Here is a 16,983-nt window from a genome sequence, read left to right as displayed (position 1 = left end):
CGGGTGCGCTCGTGCCGGGGGAATTCGGCGGTCTGCCAATGCAATAGGGCATCGGTGAGGCCCTTGAAGGTTTTGCCGACCATGACGGGCTCGCCGCCGTTCGGATCACGCGCTCCCAGATGCAGATTCGAGAGGTACCCGGTGCGGCGGCCGTAGCCCCATTCGGCGCCCAGGACGATGAGGTCCAGGGTGTGGGTGGGCTTGATCTTCTGCCAGGCGCGGCCGCGGCGACCGGCCGCATAGGGCGCGTCCAGAGATTTGATCATGATGCCCTCGTGGCCGGCGGCGAGGGCGCCGTCGAAGTATTCGGCGGCGGCCTCGGCATCGGGGGCGATGAGAGCCGGAATGCTCAGTCCGCAGGCCACTTTCGTGAGCGCGGTACGGCGCTCGCGCAGCGGGGCATCGAGCAGGTCCACACCGTCCAGGTGCAGGCAGTCGAAGAAGTACGGGTGCAGGAGCAGCTCCTGCGCGGTGGCGGCGCCGAATCGGCTCATGGTCTCCTGGAAGGGCCGGGGACGGCCGGAGTCGTTGAGCGCCAGGGTCTCCCCGTCCAGCACCACACTGGTGCAGTCGAGTTCCCTTACCAGGCTGACCAATTCGGGAACGCTGCCGGTGATATCGCGCAGCGTGCGGGTGAACACCCAGACCCGGTCACCGTCCCGGTGCACCTGGATGCGCGCGCCGTCCATCTTGTGTTCGACGCTCACCTCACCGTCGAACTCGCTCAGCGCCTCATCGAGCGCGGCCCCGGGCGAGGCGAGCATGGGCTGAATCGGCCGCCCGACCTCCAGCCGGAAGGCGGCCAGCGCCTCCGCTCCGCCGGTTTGCGCCGCCACCGCCGTCACCGGCAATCGCCCGGACAGCATGTGTGCCCGCCGCACCAGTTCGATCGGGACCTCGAAGGCCATGGCGACCGCTTCCGCCACGATGGCGGTGAGCGCGCCCTGCCGCATTTCCCCGGTCAGCAGGCGGATCAGGAATTCCTGGTCCGCGGCGGTGGCGACGGTGAACATCTGCGCCAGCAGCTGCTTGCGCCGGGCGGTCGACCCGCTGCCCGCGACCTCCGACAATTCGGTGAAGACCTGATCCACCTGCTGCACGGTCAACGTCTGCAGCTCGGCGGGGTCGGTGTCCATCGAGGTCAGCGTCCGCCAGCCGGTACCTATTCGCCCCTGCGGCAATTCCCCTGAAACCCAGGCCACGACCTGGGCCAATTCCTGCGGACCGGCCTCGCCCAGTAACCCGGCCAGCGTGCTTATCTTGGTCTTGCGCGAAGACGTCGCGCGCACGGCCTGTGACGCCTGAACCACCTGCGACAAGAACACCTGAACGACGGTAGCGGCCGGGTATGACAGATCCGGGACCTTCGCCCCGTGCCCGCTGTGACGCAGCACTCAGCAGAGTTGCTAATTCCGGGTTGGCAGGCCTGCGAAACCGCCCATAAACTGGGCACATGGCCAAGACTTTCGTCGGCGCGCGCCTGCGGCAATTGCGCACCGAACGTGGGCTGAGCCAGGTCTCCCTCGCCAAGAAGCTGGAGATTTCGGCCAGCTACCTCAACCAGATCGAACACGACGTCCGCCCGCTCACCGTACCGGTCCTGCTGCGTATCAGCGAGGTCTTCGGAGTGGACGCCGGATTCTTCTCCTCCCAGGACGACACCCGCCTCATTGCCGAACTGCAAGAGGTCGTCATGGACCAGGAGCTCAGCATCGAGGCCGACGCCCAGGAGATCGCCGAAATGGTCTCCGCGCACCCGGCTCTGGCGCGCGCCATGGTGAATATGCACCGCCGCTATCGCAATACGACCGCACAGCTGGCCGCCGCCACCGAGGACCGCTTCGCCGACGGCAGCGGCTCGGGCGCCATCTCCAAACCGCACGAGGAAGTGCGCGACTACTTCTATCAGCGGCAGAACTATATTCACGAATTGGATACCGCGGCCGAGGAACTCGCGAACCGTATGCGTTTCCACGGCGGCGACCTGAAACGGGAAATCGCGCGCCGCCTCACCACCGCGCACGGTGTGCAGATCGTCGAACGCATCGACCTGCACGACGGCGTACTGCACAGATACGATCCGGAGCAGCGCCGCCTGGAAATCGCGCCGCATCTCTCCGGTGGGCAGCGGGTGTTCAAACTCGCCGCGGAACTCGCCTATCTGGAGTGCGGGGACCTCATCGAAAAGCTGGTCGAGGAAGGCAATTTCTCCAGCCCCGAATCACGGGTGCTGGCGAAACTCGGCCTGGCCAACTATTTCGCGGCCGCAACCGTGCTGCCGTACACGCATTTCCACGAGATGTCCGAAGATTTCCGCTACGACATCGAACGGCTGTCGGCCTTCTTCACCCAGAGCTACGAGACCATCTGCCACCGCCTCTCCACCCTGCAGCGCCCGCGGCTGCGCGGCGTGCCGTTCTCGTTCGTCCGGGTGGACCGCGCCGGAAATATGTCGAAACGCCAGTCCGCCACCGGTTTCCACTTCTCCTCCAGCGGCGGCACCTGCCCCCTGTGGAATGTCTACGAGACCTTCGCCTACCCCGCGAAAATCATGACCCAGATCGCCCAGATGCCCGACGGCCGAAAATATCTATGGATCGCGAGAACCGTGGAACGCCGCGCCACCCGCTACGGCGAACCCAGCAAGGTATTCGCCATCGGCCTCGGCTGCGAACTCCGCCACGCCGGCCGCGTAGTTTATGCCGACGGCCTGGATCTCAACGAGCCCAAGGCAACTCCCATCGGCGCCGGCTGCCGAGTCTGCGAACGCTCCAACTGCCCCCAGCGCGCCTTCCCCCCACTCGGCAAGTCCCTCGATATCAGCGAACACCGAAGCTCCATCTCCCCCTATGTAATTCAGTAGCACCCCGCAAGTTACCTCCGAGTAGGACATCTCACAGCGCTCCTCGGGCCGGTGTCAGCGTTCGCTGGCACCGGCCTGAGCCTTTTCACCCCTCCTCACCTGCACCGATGGCACTTGCAATCGCTACGGAAGCCGTTGCGGTGAGCGGAAATTCACGCCACTGAAACATCAGCAATCGGACCGTCACCGAGAGTCATTCCGGCGCAACACTTCCCGTTTACCGTTCGCACCACGAATACAGCCGTTGTATACGCGGCGGTATTCGCAAGCGGCGCACGTGGCGTCGCTGTGCTGGTAACCGGCTGATGCCGAACCCCGTGAAGTGAGAAGGGTCCGCCCAATGCAAGATTCCCACCGCCGACAGCGAACTGCGCGCCTGGTCAGAGCAATCACCATCCCGACCGCCCTGGTGCTGTCCGTAGCGCTGATCTCCGGCTGCGGTTCGCGCGACGACAACACCGCGTCGGGCTCCAACGCCAAGTCCTGTGTCGACACCTCGAAGGACACCATCAAGATCGGTTCGCTGCACTCGCTGACCGGCACCATGGCCATCAGCGAGGTCACCGTCGCGAATGCGACCAAGCTGGCGGTGGACCAGATCAACGCGTCCGGCGGCGTCATGGGCAAGAAGCTCGAGGTGGTGCTGGAGGACGGTGCGTCCGACCCGAAGACCTTCGCCGAGAAGGCCGAGAAGCTGATCAGTTCCGACTGTGTCGCTGCGGTTTTCGGTGGCTGGACCTCCTCCAGCCGCAAGGCCATGAAGCCCAAGTTCGAATCGCTGAACTCGCTGCTCTACTACCCCGTCCAGTACGAGGGCCTGGAAGACAGCAAGAACATCTTCTACACCGGCGCGACCACCAACCAGCAGATCGTGCCGGCGCTGGACTACCTGAAGCAGAAGGGCATCACCTCCCTCTACCTGGTCGGCTCGGACTACGTGTTCCCGCAGACCGCCAACCGGGAGATCAAGGCCTACGCCAAGGCCAACGGCATCGAGATCAAGGGCGAGGACTACGCGCCGCTCGGCTCGACCGACTTCTCCACCATCGTCAACAAGGTTCGCAACTCGCATGCCGGTGCGGTGTTCAACACCCTGAACGGCGACTCCAATGTGGCGTTCTTCCGCGAGTACTCCAATGCGGGCCTGAAAGCCGCTGAGATGCCGGTGGTTTCGGTATCCATCGCCGAGGAGGAGGTCGCGGGCATCGGTGCGCAGAACATCACCGGCCAGCTGACCGCCTGGAACTACTACCAGACCCTCGACACCCCGGCCAACAAGGCGTTCGTCGCCGCGTACAAGGCCGCCTACGGCGCAGGCAAGCCCACCTCCGACCCGATGGAAGCCGCCTACACCTCGGTCTACCTGTGGAAGAACACCGTCGAGAAGGCGAAGTCGTTCGCAGTAGCCGACATTCAGGCCGCGGCCAATGGCGTCACCTTCGACGCCCCGGAGGGCACCGTCACCGTCGACGGCGACAACCACCACATCACCAAGACCGCCCGCATCGGTGAAATCCACCCGGACGGCCTCATTTACACCGTGTGGGATTCCGGCAAGCCGATCCAGCCGGACCCGTACCTGACCACCTACGACTGGGCCAAGGGCCTGAAGTAGCTGTATTTTCGGCCTCCGCTTCGCTGCGGCGGGGTCGTGGCCCTGTTACCCCGTTCTTCCCTCCCTCCGCACCACCGCTTCGCTCCCCCCCTCCAAGGCGCAGGTCTATGGAGCCGCAGTCCAGAACGGGGCGGGCCACGACCTTGGAGACCTTGTTGCTCAGGGTGATTCGTGTGGGCGGGTAGGCGGGAACCGGAGCTCGGGTGAGCAGGACCGTCAGATGACCCTTGCCGTGAGGGTCGACAGGAATTGCCGCCGATGAGGGGCGGCCGGTGCGATACCGGGCTTCCGATATCGCACCGACCGCGCGGTGGCACCGCCGCCACATCGTCCGCATGACGCGCGGCAGCGCGAGAGAACTACAGGGGTATTCACAATGGAAGTTGCTGTCGGACAGCTCTTCACGGGCTTGAGCCTCGGCTCGATCCTGCTGCTCGCCGCGCTGGGCCTGTCGCTGACCTTCGGTCAGATGGGCGTGATCAATATGGCGCACGGCGAATTCATCATGGCCGGTTGCTACACGACTTTTGTTGTGCAGCAGGTCATTCACTCGACCGGCGTCGCACTCATCGTGTCACTTTTCGTCGGCTTCCTGGTCGGCGGGCTACTGGGCGCGGCCCTGGAAATGGGTCTCATCCGCTGGATGTACGACCGCCCGCTCGACACCCTGCTGGTCACCTTCGGTGTGGGCCTGGTGCTACAGCAGACCGCCCGCAATATCTTCGGCGCACCCGCCAAGAATGTGGTGGCCCCCGATTGGCTGACCGGCGGCATCACCATTGCCGGCACAGTGGTTCCCAAAACTCGCATCTTCATCATGGCGCTGGCCCTGGTCGCGGTCATCGCGCTGGCCACCGCACTCAAGACCACTCCGCTGGGCCGGCGCATCCGGGCCGTGGTGCAGAACCGCAGCCTCGCCGAAACCTCCGGCGTCTCTTCCCGTTTCACCGATATCAGCACCTTCTTCATCGGCTCCGGCCTGGCCGCGGTGGCCGGCGTGGCGCTCACCCTGATCGGTTCCACCAGCCCCACCATCGGACAGTCGTATCTCGTCGACGCCTTCCTGGTAGTGGTGATCGGCGGCCTGGGGCAGATCAAGGGCACCGTCATCGCGGCCTTCGGCATGGGCCTGCTGAATTCGTTCGTCGAGTACTCCACCACCGCGTCGGTCGCCAAGGTGATCGTCTTCATCGTGATCGTGATCTTCCTCCAGGCCCGCCCGCAGGGCCTGTTCACCGTTCGCACGAGGAGTCTGGCATGACTCTCATCCAGCGCATCGGCGCAAACTCGTCATCGTTCAAGGTCGTGGGCGGTTTCGTCCTGGCAGCCGTCGTGCTGTTCGGCATCGCACCTTCGATGCTCAGCGACTTCCGGCTGAGCCTGCTCGCGAAATTCCTCTGCTTCGCCATTGTCGCCGTCGGCATCGGCCTGTCCTGGGGTCGCGGCGGCATGCTCACCCTCGGGCAGGGCGTGTTCTTCGGCATCGGCGCGTACGTCATGGCCATGCATATGCAGATGGCCGACGCCGCCAAGGCGCACGAGGATGTGCCGGAGTTCATGTCCATCGCGGGCATCTCCGAATTGCCCTCGTACTGGCGGCCTTTCGCCTCCGCACCGGTCGCGATCCTGGGCATTCTGGTACTGCCCGCCGTGGTCGCGGCGGTGCTCGGCTTCGGCGTGTTCAAGCGCCGCGTCAAGGGCGCGTACTTCGCCATTCTGAGCCAGGCGCTCGCGGCGGCGCTGGCCATCCTGCTCACCGGTCAGCAGACCATCGGCGGCTTCACCGGTCTCAGCGACTTCAAGACGTTCTTCGGCTTCCGCCTGGACGATCCGGTGAACCGGCGCATGCTGTTTTTCATCGCGGCGGGCGCACTGCTCGTGGTGGTCGCCATCGCGCGCCAGCTGATGAACAGCCGATACGGCGAACTCCTTGTCGCCGTGCGTGATCAGGAGGAGCGCGTGCGCTTCCTCGGCTACGACCCGGCCAATATCAAAATCGTCGCGTATGTGGTGGCCGCCTTCTTCGCGGGCATCGCGGGTGCGCTGTTCACCCCGATCGTCGGCATCATCTCCCCCGCCGATATCGGTGTGGTGCCGTCCATCGCCTTCCTGGTCGGCGTCGCCATCGGCGGTCGCACCACCCTGCTCGGCCCGGTGCTGGGCGCGATCGGTGTCGCCTGGGCGCAGACCACGCTCTCCGAGAATTTCCCCTCGGCCTGGACCTACTTCCAGGGCGCGCTGTTCATCGTCGTGATCGGCTTCCTGCCCGCCGGTCTGGCCGGATTGTGGCCGATGGCAAAGCAATTGGTAGAGCGAGTGCGCCCGGCGCAGGACTCCGGCCCGGGCGTCGGCGCGGGCCCGGCCATCACCGCCTCGGTCGTGTCCGCCGACGCACCGGCCGACGAGACCGCCGAACCGGAAACCCCTGTGGACGAAGCGAAGGTGAAAGCATGACCACCGCCACCGTGCCGGAACCGAAGTTCGGCGGCAATGCCGGAATGGACAGCGAATACCTCGAAATCCGCGGTCTCTCCGTGAGTTTCGACGGCTTCAAGGCCGTCACCGATGTGGATCTCACTGTGCTGCAAGGTGATCTGCGCTTTCTCATCGGACCGAACGGCGCGGGCAAGACCACGCTGATCGACGCCATCACCGGTTTGGCCGCCGCCACCGGTTCGGCGCGCAAGTCCGGCAGTGAGCTGATCGGCAAGAAGGTGCATCAGATCGCCCGGCTGGGCGTCGGCCGCACCTTCCAGACCGCCAGCGTTTTCGAACAGCTCACCGTGCTGCAGAATCTCGATATCGCCGCCGGCGCAGGACGTTCCGCGCTGACGCTGCTGCGCAAGCGCAAGTCGGTGCTCCCCGCCATCGAGGAGGCGCTGGAGACCACCGGCCTGACGGCGCTGCGCGACAAGCCCGCCGGAGTACTGGCGCACGGCCAGAAACAGTGGCTGGAAATCGGCATGCTGCTGGTACAGAACGCATCGGTACTGCTGCTCGACGAACCGGTCGCCGGTATGAGCGCCGAGGAGCGCGAGGAGACCGGAAACCTGTTGCGCCGCATCGGCGGTGAGCGAATCGTCGTGGTCGTCGAGCACGATATGGACTTCATGCGGGCCTTCGCCACCTCGGTCACCGTGCTCGCGGGCGGCCGGGTGCTCAGCGAGGGCACCGTCGAACAGGTGCAGGCCGATCCGAAGGTGCAGGAGGTCTACCTCGGCACCGCGGCGGCCGGTGAACTGCCACCCGCCGCCGACTCGGCCGGTGCCGCCGAGAGCGCATCCACCGACGCAGAGGAGGCCGCGAATGCTTGAGATCATCGACCTACAGACCGGATACGGCCGCAGCCAGGTGATTCACGGTGTCTCGCTGACGGTTCCGAGTGACGGCGTGGTTGCCGTCATGGGCCACAACGGGGCCGGGAAGACCTCGCTGCTGCGCGCCGCGGTGGGCCTGCTGCCCGCCAAATCGGGCCGTATCCGCTTCAATGACGAGGACATCACCAAGATGGCGCCGTCGCGGCGGGTCAAGCGCGGCATCGCCTATGTACCGCAGGGGCAGCAGTCCTTCCCGCAGCTGTCCGCCTTGGAAAACCTCCAGGTGGTGGCGGACGGGCGCAAGCGCGGTAAGGAACTCATCGCCGAATCGCTGGAGCTGTTCCCGGCGCTGCAGGAATTGCTCGCACGCAAGGCCGGATTGCTCTCCGGCGGTCAGCGGCAGCAGCTGGCCATTGCGCGCGCGCTCATCACCGAACCCAAACTGCTCATTCTCGACGAGCCGACCGAGGGCATCCAGCCGTCGGTGGTGGCCGAAATCGAGCGCACCATCATGGATCTCACCAATCGCGGTGGTCTGAGCGTGCTGCTGGTGGAGCAGCACATCGGCTTCGCCCTGCAGGCCGCGCAGCAGTACTACGTGCTGCAATCGGGCCGCATCACCTCCTCCGGGGCGGGCGGCGCGGGCGCGGAATCCAACGTCCGTCTGGCCATGGCGATCTGATCGGCCGTCCCGACATGGTGCGCAGGGGGCGTATTCCCTTGTCCGAGCGGGTCTATCGGGCCCTGCAGCGGGATCTCGCGGCAGGGGTGCTGGTGCCGACCGAACGGCTCGGCGAGGAGCGGCTCGCCGAAACCTACGGCGTCTCCCGCACGCCCGTCCGCGAGGCCCTGGCCCGGCTCTTCGCCGACGGACTGCTCGAACGGCATCCCGATGGTTTCTACCCCTACCGGCCGCGAGTAGACGAACTCGGCGACCTCTACGAGCTGCGAATCGTGCTGGAGGCCAGAGGAATCCAGCGGCTGCAAACCACTCCCGCCGGGCTCGGTGGACTTGATCCGATACCGGTCGAGGCCTATCCGCAGGACTCGGCCTACGGCTACGCCAGCGGATCACGCGCGCACGATACCGACGGCGCCACGGAATACCCGGCTTACGGCGCTGCGCGGCACACGGCTTCGCCGAGCCCGACCTTCGCGGCAGCGCACCGTCTCCAGGATGCGGCCGCGGTGCGGCGCGAGCTGGAGGCATGGCGGTATCTGCGGGACAACCCACCGGAACCCGACGCCGACCTCATCGCCGCCGATGAGCAGTTCCACATCACCCTGCTCGCCGCAGCGGGCAATTCCGCACTGGCCGATGCCCTCTCGACGGTGCATGCCCGCGTCCGCCCCGTCCGCGCCATCGACATGCCCACCGCCGAACGCGTCGCCGCGATGGCGGAAGACCACATAGCCATCGCCGAATACCTCCTCATGGGCGACCTCGACGCCGCCCTCCGCACCCTGCTGGCCCACCTGACCAGCTCCCGAGCCCACGTCCTCACCCGAGCCCGCCGAGCCCTGGAAATGACGAAACTCGCCCAGGCCGTGCGGGAGTGACTCGTCTCGTCATCCCGGCCAAAAGCATGCCGGGATGACGGGGGCTGGCGGTTGGCGCATCGGATGGTGGCGGGTGGCTGGGACAGACTGTTAGCGTTGGGCATGGTGTCGACGCAGCCACGTATCGCGCCCGGGCGTCTCCGGGAGCTGGGTCCGGTCAACTGGGTTGTCTGGCAGGCGCTTTCCCGCGCCGCAGGCACGGATGACGCGCACCTGTTCAGCACACTCGGGCGCACCGGCGGCCTGTTCCGCGGCTGGCTGCACTTCTCCGGGAAGCTCATGCCCGGTGGGCGGCTGCGCCGCTACGAATCCGAAATGGTGATCCTGCGAGTCGCGCACCTGCGCGAATGCGAGTACGAGACCGACCATCACATCCGGCTCGGTAAGCGCGCGGGCATCACCCAGGAGGTCCTCGACCGACTGCGCCTCGGCCCGGCCGCCCCCGGCTGGACCGACCAGGAACGCGCCCTCCTCACCGCCGTCGACCAACTGGTGACCACCCGCAACCTCGACGACACCACCTGGACCACCCTCGCCGAGCACTACGACGACCGCCGCCTCATCGAAATCGTCCTGCTCACCAACCAGTACGAGGGCCTGGCCAGCACCATCACCGCCCTGCGAATCCAGACCGACCACTAGCTAGACGAGCCGCTCGGACCCACTCCGCCAACCTCCCATCGCCGCCAACCTCCCATCGCCGCCGACCACACAGCGGGTCTGCGCACCGAACAGCCCGCCCTTCGAACCACACAGCGCATCCATGCACGAAACACGCCTGATAAGCGCTGTTCGGCACGGAGACAGGCTGTTCCGTCGGGGAAGAGCGTTGCTAGCCGTTCGCGCGATGGCGCGCTCGGGAACCCAGTGCGAGCGGCAGGGTTTCGGTCGACAGGTCGCCTGCGACTCGGGCGTGCATGTGCATGTCGTGCCAGCCGTCGGCATGCAGGGTGGCGCTGCGATTGGTGCCCTCCAGGGCGAAGCCGGACTTCATCGCCACCCGGCAGGACTGCGGATTGTGCACGGAATGCCGTAGTTCCAACCGGTGGAAGCCGATCTCGTCGAACGCCCATGCGGTGAGCGCCGCGACCGCCCGCGGCGCGACCCCCTGCCCGCGCGCTCGCGGCGCCACCCAGTACGCCATTTCGGCCAGCCCCTGCGAGAGCAACATCGACCGCAGCGACGCCCGCCCCACCACATGACCGGTATGGCTATCGGCGACAGCCCAATTGGCATCGACCCCGCCGCTCCACGCGTGCAGCCACAGCTCGATCCAGTCGTCCGCCTCCTCCACAGATTCGGCCGTCCGCGCATGCCATCGCTGAATCGCCGGATCCTGGAAGGCCGCGAACACCTCCGGCGCATCCCGCCGCAGCCACGGCCGCAACACCAACCCCTCGCCCGCCGGAATCACCGGCTGCGCGGCCTTGGTGAAGATTTCCGCGGCAACAATTGCCGGCACCGATCGCGGCATACCTGAAATTCTGCCCGCACCAGCGACTCCTGTCGCCCGAATTCCGATCAGTCACCCGCCCGCAACCGCGAATCACCCACAACGATCAACATGCACCAGCAGTTCAGTGCCCCCACAACCCGCTCAGCGCCAATGGGATTCCGCCGCGACGAGCTCGCGCTTCGCGTACCGGGACCACCGCCGGACCGACTACAGGTACCGATCCGCAGAGAACCAGAACGAACCGGACCGACTCGGCGGCCGAGAATGCCACTCAGCGCGGCGGGGTTTCGATGAGGGTAGCCAGGCCGTCGAGTAGGCGGGCGAGGCCGAAATCGTAGGTGTGGTCGGCGTTGTAGGCGCTGTCGTGGGCTTGACCGGCCGCCGCGCCGACGCGGGCGGCGAGGGGGTAGCGGTCGGCGGAGAAGACGCGTTCCAGGAGCGGGGCGGCGCGCTGCCACCAATCGTGGTCGGATTCACCGCTTTCGGCGGCGGCGCGGGCGGTGTCGATGGCTATGCGGGCGACCGAGGTGACAAAGCCGAGGACGTGGGTGAGGGCCGCGTCCATGTCCACGTCGGCGAGGCCGAGGCCGTCGAAGGCCCGGAGTTCGTGATCGTATTTGGCGGCGACGCCGGGGCCCAGCGGCGGGCGGGTGGTCGGCACGTAGGCCACCCAGGGGTGAGCGGCCAGCAGCGCCCGGTTCTCGGCTGCGATGGTGGAAACTCTTTCGCGCCAGGGCATTCCGGTGAGTTCGTGGCGGGGCATCCGCTGATAGACGGTGTCCAGCATGAGATCCAGGAGCTCGGCCTTGCCCGGCACATAGGTGTACGTGGCCATCGGCGTGAGGCCGAGCTGTGCCGCGACCGACCGCATGGTGAGCGCCGCCAGCCCCTGACCGTCGGCGATCTCCAGCGCCGCATCGACCACCGCGTCAACCGTGGTGCGCTGCTTCGGACCCCGCGCCGCCCCACCCTGCCCGGGCGCACGCCACAGCAGCTCCAGGGTGCGCACCGGATCTCCGGCACTGCTCCGCTCACGTGCGCCCATGCCTCACCTCCGCCCTGATCGTATAGATGTGACGCGCGTCACGATGCAGCCCGCCGGGAATTTACGTACACAGTACAGCGTACTTGGTACAGAGTTGATCGGCAGCAAGGAGCACCCATGAAAATCACCGCGTCCGCCCTCTCCCTGAACGTGCCCGACCCCACCGCCTCGGCCGCATTCCTGATCGACCACTTCGGTTTCACCGAGGCCATGTCCGCCGCCGGATTCGTCTCCCTGACCAGGCCCGACGCCGGATTGAATGTCATATACCTGCGCACCGGCCTGCCGACCTTCAAACCGGCGACCAGCGCGGGCAGCGCCGGACCGGGCGTCCTGGTGGTCTTCATCGTCGAAGACATCGACAAGGAGTACGAGCGAGTAGTGGCCGAGGGCGTCCCGATCGCCACCCCGATCGAGACCGAACCCTGGGGCGAGCGCTACTTCCAGGCCGTCGATCCGAACGGAATCATCATCCAATTGGTCCAGTGGGTCTGATCGTGTCGATTCCGGGCCGTCCCGTTCGAGGGGTAGTCATGGGCCGAACCGCGGCCCGCTCCTCGACGGGAAGGACCAGCCATGCGAAAAGTTGTGGCGATCGAGAACATGACCCTGGACGGGTACGTGGACTCACAGACCGGACTCGGATTCGAATGGACCTTCCGGGGTTACAGCCCCGAGGTCGACGCCTTCGGTAATCAGCACGTGCGCGCCGATGTCGACACCGCGCTGTACGGCCGCCGTACCTTCGAGGGCATGCGGGACTTCTGGTCCGGCGTCGCCGCCAATCCGGATGCGGCCGACGGCGAGAAGGCGCACGCCGAATGGGTGACCAACGTGAACAAGATCGCCTTCTCGACCACGCTGAAAGAGGCGGGCTGGCAGAACACCCGCATCATCGCCGACGACGCGGCCGCCCGTATTGCCGAACTCAAAGCGGAAGACGGTGGCACGCTTGCCATCTACGCCAGCCCCAAACTGGTGCACTGGTTCATCGACAACGGTCTCATCGACGAATTCCGGATCATGGTGCATCCGGTGACGGTCGGCTCCGGCACGCCGCTGTTCCACGACAAGGCCGGACTGAATGTGGATCTGCTGGAATCGAAGACGTTCGACTCGGGGGCGGTCTACCTCCGCTACCAGGTCGCCTGAGCGAAGGAAGAGAACAATGCGAAATCTGGTGCTGATCCGTCTCGACCCGTCCAAGGCCCCCGAGCAGGGTCCCGACGAGAAGCTGATGGCGGATATGAACACGCTCATCGAGGAGATGACCAAGGCGGGCGTCCTGCTAGACACCGCCGGATTGCGGCCCACCGAGGAGGGCACCCGCATCCGTCAGGTCGACGGGAAGCAGACCGTCATCGACGGCCCCTTCACCGAATCCAAGGAGATCATCGGCGGCTACTGCCTGCTGCAGACCCGATCCACCGAGGAGGCGGTGGAGTGGGCCTCCCGCTTCCTGCGGGTGCACGGGCCGGAGTGGGAGATCGAGGTCGAGGTCCGGCAGCTCGCCGATCAGGACTGACCAGTGCGCGAGCGGTCACCGCAGGATCGAGCGCGCCAGGCCGTCGAGGCGGCCTGGCGCATCGAGTGGCCGCGCCTGGTCGCCGGCCTGACCCGCGTGGTCGGCGATATCGGCGCGGCCGAGGAACTCGCCCAGGACGCCCATGTGGCGGCCCTGGAGCAGTGGCCGCGTGACGGGGTGCCCGCGAATCCGGGCGGCTGGCTCATGCTGACCGCGAAACACCGGGCCATCGACCGGATTCGGCGGGACGCGACCTTCGCGCGCAAGCTCGAACTGCTCGGCCGAGAGGTGGAGCTGCAGGAGCAACCGCCGCAGCCCGCCGAGACGATCTCCGACGATCTACTGCGGATGATCTTCACCGCCTGCCATCCGGTCCTGACGCCGCCGGCCCGCGCCGCACTGACGCTGCGCATGGTCGGCGGCCTGACCACCGGGGAGATCGCCCGGGCTTACGTAATTTCGGAATCAACTGTGGCGCAACGCATTGTGCGCGCCAAACGCACCATCGCAAGCCACAACGTGCCGTACGAGGTGCCGCAGGGCGCGGAACTGACGGACCGGCTGGATTCCGTCCTCGAAGTGATCTACCTGATTTTCAACGAGGGTTACACAGCAACCTCGGGCGAACGCTGGGTGCGCGCCGAATTATGCGAGGACGCACTGCGTTTGGCGCGCATCCTGTCGGCGCTACTGCCCGATGAACCGGAAACGCACGCCCTGGCCGCCCTGCTGGAATTGCAGGCGTCCCGCACCGGAGCCCGCAGCGCGGACGGCAATGGCATGGTCCTGCTCGCGGATCAGGATCGCGCACACTGGAATCGGCTCTACATCCGGCGCGGTTTCGCCGCGCTGGCCCGCGCGCACACTCTCGCTCGCACTCGCGGCGGTCCGAGCCGCTACGCGCTGCAGGCGGCCATCGCCGCGGTGCACGCCATGGCGCCGACCGCCGCCGACACCGATTGGCGGCGCATTGCCGGGCTGTATGCCGTACTGGCCCAAAGGTTTCCGTCGCCGATCGTGGAATTGAATCGAGCGGTGGCCGTCGCCATGCTGCACGGTCCCGCCGCCGGACTGGAACTGGTCGACAAGGCCGCCGCCTCCGGTGCACTCGACGACTACCACCTGCTGTACGCCGTCCGAGGCGATCTGCTGGCCCGGCTCGGTCACGCCGAGGACGCCCGCGCCGCATTCCTGCGCGCCGCGGAACTGACCGCCAACGCTACTGAGCAGGCCCTGCTGACGGACCGGGCGAATAGGGTTTGAACTGCGAGGACACTCGCAAAAATTACTGAACGACGCGCCGGGAAGGCTCCCCCCTAACATCTCGGGAGCGCGTAGGTTGACTCGTGATTACGATTCTTCGACCGACTATTCGTGATTGCTCAGCTACCCGAATCGGCTACATCGCAACGGCGGGGACTCCGAGCGAAAACCCTCGGAATGCTCCTGGTGGTGGCCGCGCCGATCGTGATCGGCGCAGGCAGTCCCACCGCGCAAGCGACTCCCGACGAGCAGGTCGTCCAGCTGGTCGATATGACGTCGTCCGCGCTCCAACTGGCGGCGAAATCCCTTGGCCCGGTGGCGACCACACTCATTCCCACAGTGACAGCCCTCGGTTTGGATCCGTCGTCGGCGTTCCCCAGACCGGTGCTGAAAGCCATGGCGCTCACCGTCGTTCCCCTCGATCAGTTCGGGGCCTTCGATGAGGTGATCGCCCATGAGAGCAGCTGGCGGGTGTTCGCCGTCAATCCCAGCTCCGGCGCCTACGGCCTGGCCCAGGCGCTGCCCGCGCTCAAGATGTTCAGCGCGGGCCCCGACTGGCTGGTCAATCCGATGACCCAGCTGCGCTGGGCCTATCGGTACATGGTCGAGCGCTACGGCAGCCCGGCCGCGGCCTGGGATTTCTGGCAGTCCCACCACTGGTACTGAACCCGGACCGCAGGGCGACCCTCAGCTCAGGGCCGTCCGGAACACCTCGACGGCCGAGGTAGGCGCGCGGCCGAGCAGCCGCTGCAGATCGCCGGTCTCGATATCCAGAATGCCCTGGGCGATACCGGCATCCGCGTCGGCGAGCACCTGCGCGTACTGCGCGGGGACGCCGTTCTGCTCGAGTGCGGCGGCGTAATCGGCCTGCGGCACATCCTGGTAGCGCACCGGCTTGCCGGATGCCTCCGAAATCGCCTGTGCCAGATCGGCATAGGTGAGGGGTTCGCCGCCGAGCTCGTAATTGCGACCGCCGTGACCGTCGGTGGTCAGCACCTTCGCGGCGGCTTCGGCGTAATCGACGCGGGACGCGCCGGCAACCCTGCCGGTTCCGGCCGCTCCGTAGAGCACCCCGGACTCGACGGCATGCTCGAGGCCGCCCAGGTAGTTCTCCCAGTACCAGTCGTTGCGCAGCCGGACCACCGGCACGGTCGCCTCGTCCAGCGCCGCTTCGGTGCCGCGGTGCTCCTGGGCGAGGATCATTTCATTGCTGTCGATATTCGGGATGCTGGTGTAGGCGAACAGTTCCACGCCCGCACGCTCGGCGGCGCGAAGGACATTGGTGTGCTGGGCGACTCGGCTGCCGAACTCGTTGCCGGAGACCAGCAGCACGCGATCCACGCCCGCGAAGGCGCGGTCCAGGGCGGCGGGATCGTCGTAACTCGCCTGCCGGATCTCGGCGCCCTGCGCGGCCAGATCGGCCACCTTGGCGGGATCTCGGACGACGGCGACGGGGGTGACGCCTTGCTTCAACAGGGTCTCGACGACGAGGCGGCCGAGCTGACCACTGGCTCCGGTGACTGCGACGGTCATGACTTACTCCAGGTTCTCGGTGGGAACAAAACTGCACTGTCTGGACGTACTAACTAATAGTAAGCACATGCTATTCCGGAACCGCAACCTGAAGGGTAGGTAATCTCGAATCATGAGTACGCCGCCCGACGACACCGACCCGACCCTGGAAGCCGACGTCTTCGCGCGCAATTGCACCTCCCGCCCGGTGCTGCAGAACATCGCCAGCCGCTGGGGCGTGCTGTCCCTGGTCGCGCTGAAGGAAGGTCCCACCCGCTTCAGTGCCCTGCGCCGCCGTGTCGACGGCATCAGCGAGCGCATGCTGTCGCAGACCCTGCAGACCCTCGAACGCGACGGCATGATCCACCGCGAGGTCCAGCAGACCATTCCGCCGCACGTCGAATACACCCTCACCGACCTCGGCGCCAAGGTCGCGGACCAGCTGGAGGGGCTCGTCCACATGCTGGAGTCCAATATCGACCAGATCCGCGCGGCCCAGAACGCCTACCACCGCGACTGAATCCATTCACATCCATCCACAGGACGATACGAAAAAGGCGCCCTGCGGTTCGGAAACCACGGGGCGCCTTGGTGATTCGGGGCGGATCAGAAGTTGATCATGTGCCCGGCGAGGCCGTGGATGGCCTCCTGCAGGGCTTCGCTCAACGTCGGGTGGGTGTGGACATTGCGGGCCAGCTCGTTGACCGTGAGGTCCCACTTCTGGGCCAGGGTCAGCTCGGGCAGCAACTCGGAGACATCCGGGCCGATGAGGTGGCCGCCGATGAGTTCGCCGTACTTCGCATCCGCGATGAGCTTGACGAAACCAT

The 16,983-nt window shown here is 66.3% G+C and carries 18 protein-coding genes and 1 pseudogene; 14 read left to right on the top strand and 5 right to left on the bottom strand.

Features of this window, described 5'->3' with window-relative positions; all coding sequences use genetic code 11:
* On the bottom strand, positions 1 to 1,325 hold a 1,325-nt coding region (locus tag JWN03_RS12470), incomplete at its 3' end, for an ATP-dependent DNA ligase (RefSeq protein ID WP_297613892.1).
* 128 nt (positions 1,326 to 1,453) lie between these two features.
* Between JWN03_RS12470 and ramB the strand changes: the two genes are divergently transcribed.
* From ramB to JWN03_RS12430, 8 genes are all read left to right on the top strand, one after another.
* Positions 1,454 to 2,863 carry an acetate metabolism transcriptional regulator RamB gene (ramB, locus tag JWN03_RS12465; protein WP_297613890.1) on the top strand — a complete coding sequence of 470 codons (1,410 nt, stop codon included), beginning with the start codon at positions 1,454 to 1,456 and terminating at the stop codon, positions 2,861 to 2,863.
* Between the two features lie 340 nt (positions 2,864 to 3,203).
* Positions 3,204 to 4,478 carry an urea ABC transporter substrate-binding protein gene (gene urtA / locus JWN03_RS12460; RefSeq protein WP_297613889.1) on the top strand — a complete coding sequence of 425 codons (1,275 nt, stop codon included), beginning with the start codon at positions 3,204 to 3,206 and terminating at the stop codon, positions 4,476 to 4,478.
* 376 nt (positions 4,479 to 4,854) lie between these two features.
* On the top strand, positions 4,855 to 5,739 hold the full coding sequence (urtB, locus tag JWN03_RS12455; RefSeq protein WP_297613888.1) for an urea ABC transporter permease subunit UrtB: 885 nt from the start codon (positions 4,855 to 4,857) through the stop codon (positions 5,737 to 5,739).
* On the top strand, positions 5,736 to 6,932 hold the full coding sequence (gene urtC / locus JWN03_RS12450; RefSeq protein ID WP_297613887.1) for an urea ABC transporter permease subunit UrtC: 1,197 nt from the start codon (positions 5,736 to 5,738) through the stop codon (positions 6,930 to 6,932). Before urtB ends, urtC begins: the two co-directional genes overlap by 4 nt.
* The gene (gene urtD, locus JWN03_RS12445; RefSeq protein WP_297613886.1) at positions 6,929 to 7,792 is read left to right on the top strand and encodes an urea ABC transporter ATP-binding protein UrtD; all 864 of its coding nucleotides are present in this window, start codon (positions 6,929 to 6,931) and stop codon (positions 7,790 to 7,792) included. The genes urtC and urtD overlap by 4 nt, the downstream gene beginning before the upstream one ends.
* Positions 7,785 to 8,477, top strand: coding sequence for an urea ABC transporter ATP-binding subunit UrtE (gene urtE, locus JWN03_RS12440; RefSeq protein WP_297613885.1), 693 nt, complete (start codon positions 7,785 to 7,787; stop codon positions 8,475 to 8,477). Before urtD ends, urtE begins: the two co-directional genes overlap by 8 nt.
* Before the next feature lie 14 nt (positions 8,478 to 8,491).
* Positions 8,492 to 9,355: a GntR family transcriptional regulator gene (locus JWN03_RS12435; protein WP_297613884.1), complete on the top strand. Its 864-nt coding sequence runs from the start codon at positions 8,492 to 8,494 to the stop codon at positions 9,353 to 9,355.
* A gap of 102 nt (positions 9,356 to 9,457) precedes the next feature.
* Entirely contained in the window at positions 9,458 to 9,997 is a 540-nt protein-coding gene (locus JWN03_RS12430) for a carboxymuconolactone decarboxylase family protein (RefSeq protein ID WP_297613883.1), read from the top strand.
* Between the two features lie 190 nt (positions 9,998 to 10,187).
* Here the strand turns inward: JWN03_RS12430 and JWN03_RS12425 are convergent, their stop codons facing one another.
* Together JWN03_RS12425 and JWN03_RS12420 are read right to left on the bottom strand one after the other, a co-directional pair.
* Complete coding sequence (locus tag JWN03_RS12425) at positions 10,188 to 10,829, bottom strand: GNAT family N-acetyltransferase (RefSeq protein WP_297613882.1); 642 nt, start codon at positions 10,827 to 10,829, stop codon at positions 10,188 to 10,190.
* A gap of 253 nt (positions 10,830 to 11,082) precedes the next feature.
* Positions 11,083 to 11,856: a TetR/AcrR family transcriptional regulator C-terminal domain-containing protein gene (locus JWN03_RS12420; RefSeq protein WP_297613881.1), complete on the bottom strand. Its 774-nt coding sequence runs from the start codon at positions 11,854 to 11,856 to the stop codon at positions 11,083 to 11,085.
* A gap of 117 nt (positions 11,857 to 11,973) precedes the next feature.
* Between JWN03_RS12420 and JWN03_RS12415 the strand changes: the two genes are divergently transcribed.
* The 5 genes from JWN03_RS12415 (at position 11,974) to JWN03_RS12395 (ending at position 15,310) form a co-directional block, all read left to right on the top strand.
* The gene (locus JWN03_RS12415; RefSeq protein WP_297613880.1) at positions 11,974 to 12,351 is read left to right on the top strand and encodes a VOC family protein; all 378 of its coding nucleotides are present in this window, start codon (positions 11,974 to 11,976) and stop codon (positions 12,349 to 12,351) included.
* 81 nt (positions 12,352 to 12,432) lie between these two features.
* Positions 12,433 to 13,008: a dihydrofolate reductase family protein gene (locus JWN03_RS12410; RefSeq protein WP_297613879.1), complete on the top strand. Its 576-nt coding sequence runs from the start codon at positions 12,433 to 12,435 to the stop codon at positions 13,006 to 13,008.
* A 16-nt stretch (positions 13,009 to 13,024) separates the two neighbouring features.
* Positions 13,025 to 13,381 (top strand): YciI family protein, encoded by a 357-nt coding sequence (locus JWN03_RS12405; RefSeq protein ID WP_297613878.1) that lies wholly within the window; start codon positions 13,025 to 13,027, stop codon positions 13,379 to 13,381.
* A 3-nt stretch (positions 13,382 to 13,384) separates the two neighbouring features.
* A complete protein-coding gene (locus JWN03_RS12400; RefSeq protein WP_297613877.1) occupies positions 13,385 to 14,644 on the top strand; it encodes an RNA polymerase sigma factor in 1,260 nt (419 codons plus the stop codon).
* A gap of 177 nt (positions 14,645 to 14,821) precedes the next feature.
* On the top strand, positions 14,822 to 15,310 hold the full coding sequence (locus JWN03_RS12395) for a hypothetical protein (protein ID WP_297613876.1): 489 nt from the start codon (positions 14,822 to 14,824) through the stop codon (positions 15,308 to 15,310).
* 21 nt (positions 15,311 to 15,331) lie between these two features.
* On the opposite strand, the gene JWN03_RS12390 is transcribed toward JWN03_RS12395, so the two are convergent.
* Positions 15,332 to 16,177, bottom strand: a complete 846-nt coding sequence (locus JWN03_RS12390; protein WP_297613875.1) for an SDR family oxidoreductase — start codon at positions 16,175 to 16,177, stop codon at positions 15,332 to 15,334.
* A 112-nt stretch (positions 16,178 to 16,289) separates the two neighbouring features.
* On the opposite strand from JWN03_RS12390, the gene JWN03_RS12385 reads away from it, so the two are divergent.
* Positions 16,290 to 16,676: a winged helix-turn-helix transcriptional regulator gene (locus JWN03_RS12385; RefSeq protein ID WP_297613874.1), complete on the top strand. Its 387-nt coding sequence runs from the start codon at positions 16,290 to 16,292 to the stop codon at positions 16,674 to 16,676.
* 86 nt (positions 16,677 to 16,762) lie between these two features.
* On the opposite strand, the pseudogene JWN03_RS12380 reads toward JWN03_RS12385, so the two are convergent.
* A pseudogene (locus JWN03_RS12380) lies at positions 16,763 to 16,983 on the bottom strand (dihydrolipoyl dehydrogenase); the annotation flags it as partial.

The sequence above is a fragment of the Nocardia sp. genome (genome assembly GCF_025465275.1).
GTDB lineage: Bacteria > Actinomycetota > Actinomycetes > Mycobacteriales > Mycobacteriaceae > Nocardia.
This window is presented reverse-complemented; position numbering and strand designations above follow the sequence as displayed.

Bases quoted from the DNA above. Each gene is read 5' to 3' on its own strand.
- JWN03_RS12425 (WP_297613882.1), bottom strand. From the start codon at position 10,829: ATGCCGCGATCGGTGCCGGCAATTGTTGCCGCGGAAATCTTCACCAAG.
- urtE (WP_297613885.1), top strand. From the start codon at position 7,785: ATGCTTGAGATCATCGACCTACAGACCGGATACGGCCGCAGCCAGGTG.
- urtC (WP_297613887.1), top strand. From the start codon at position 5,736: ATGACTCTCATCCAGCGCATCGGCGCAAACTCGTCATCGTTCAAGGTC.
- JWN03_RS12415 (WP_297613880.1), top strand. From the start codon at position 11,974: ATGAAAATCACCGCGTCCGCCCTCTCCCTGAACGTGCCCGACCCCACC.
- ramB (WP_297613890.1), top strand. From the start codon at position 1,454: ATGGCCAAGACTTTCGTCGGCGCGCGCCTGCGGCAATTGCGCACCGAA.
- JWN03_RS12395 (WP_297613876.1), top strand. From the start codon at position 14,822: ATGCTCCTGGTGGTGGCCGCGCCGATCGTGATCGGCGCAGGCAGTCCC.
- JWN03_RS12385 (WP_297613874.1), top strand. From the start codon at position 16,290: ATGAGTACGCCGCCCGACGACACCGACCCGACCCTGGAAGCCGACGTC.
- JWN03_RS12435 (WP_297613884.1), top strand. From the start codon at position 8,492: ATGGTGCGCAGGGGGCGTATTCCCTTGTCCGAGCGGGTCTATCGGGCC.
- urtB (WP_297613888.1), top strand. From the start codon at position 4,855: ATGGAAGTTGCTGTCGGACAGCTCTTCACGGGCTTGAGCCTCGGCTCG.
- JWN03_RS12390 (WP_297613875.1), bottom strand. From the start codon at position 16,177: ATGACCGTCGCAGTCACCGGAGCCAGTGGTCAGCTCGGCCGCCTCGTC.
- JWN03_RS12430 (WP_297613883.1), top strand. From the start codon at position 9,458: ATGGTGTCGACGCAGCCACGTATCGCGCCCGGGCGTCTCCGGGAGCTG.
- urtA (WP_297613889.1), top strand. From the start codon at position 3,204: ATGCAAGATTCCCACCGCCGACAGCGAACTGCGCGCCTGGTCAGAGCA.
- urtD (WP_297613886.1), top strand. From the start codon at position 6,929: ATGACCACCGCCACCGTGCCGGAACCGAAGTTCGGCGGCAATGCCGGA.
- JWN03_RS12420 (WP_297613881.1), bottom strand. From the start codon at position 11,856: ATGGGCGCACGTGAGCGGAGCAGTGCCGGAGATCCGGTGCGCACCCTG.
- JWN03_RS12405 (WP_297613878.1), top strand. From the start codon at position 13,025: ATGCGAAATCTGGTGCTGATCCGTCTCGACCCGTCCAAGGCCCCCGAG.
- JWN03_RS12410 (WP_297613879.1), top strand. From the start codon at position 12,433: ATGCGAAAAGTTGTGGCGATCGAGAACATGACCCTGGACGGGTACGTG.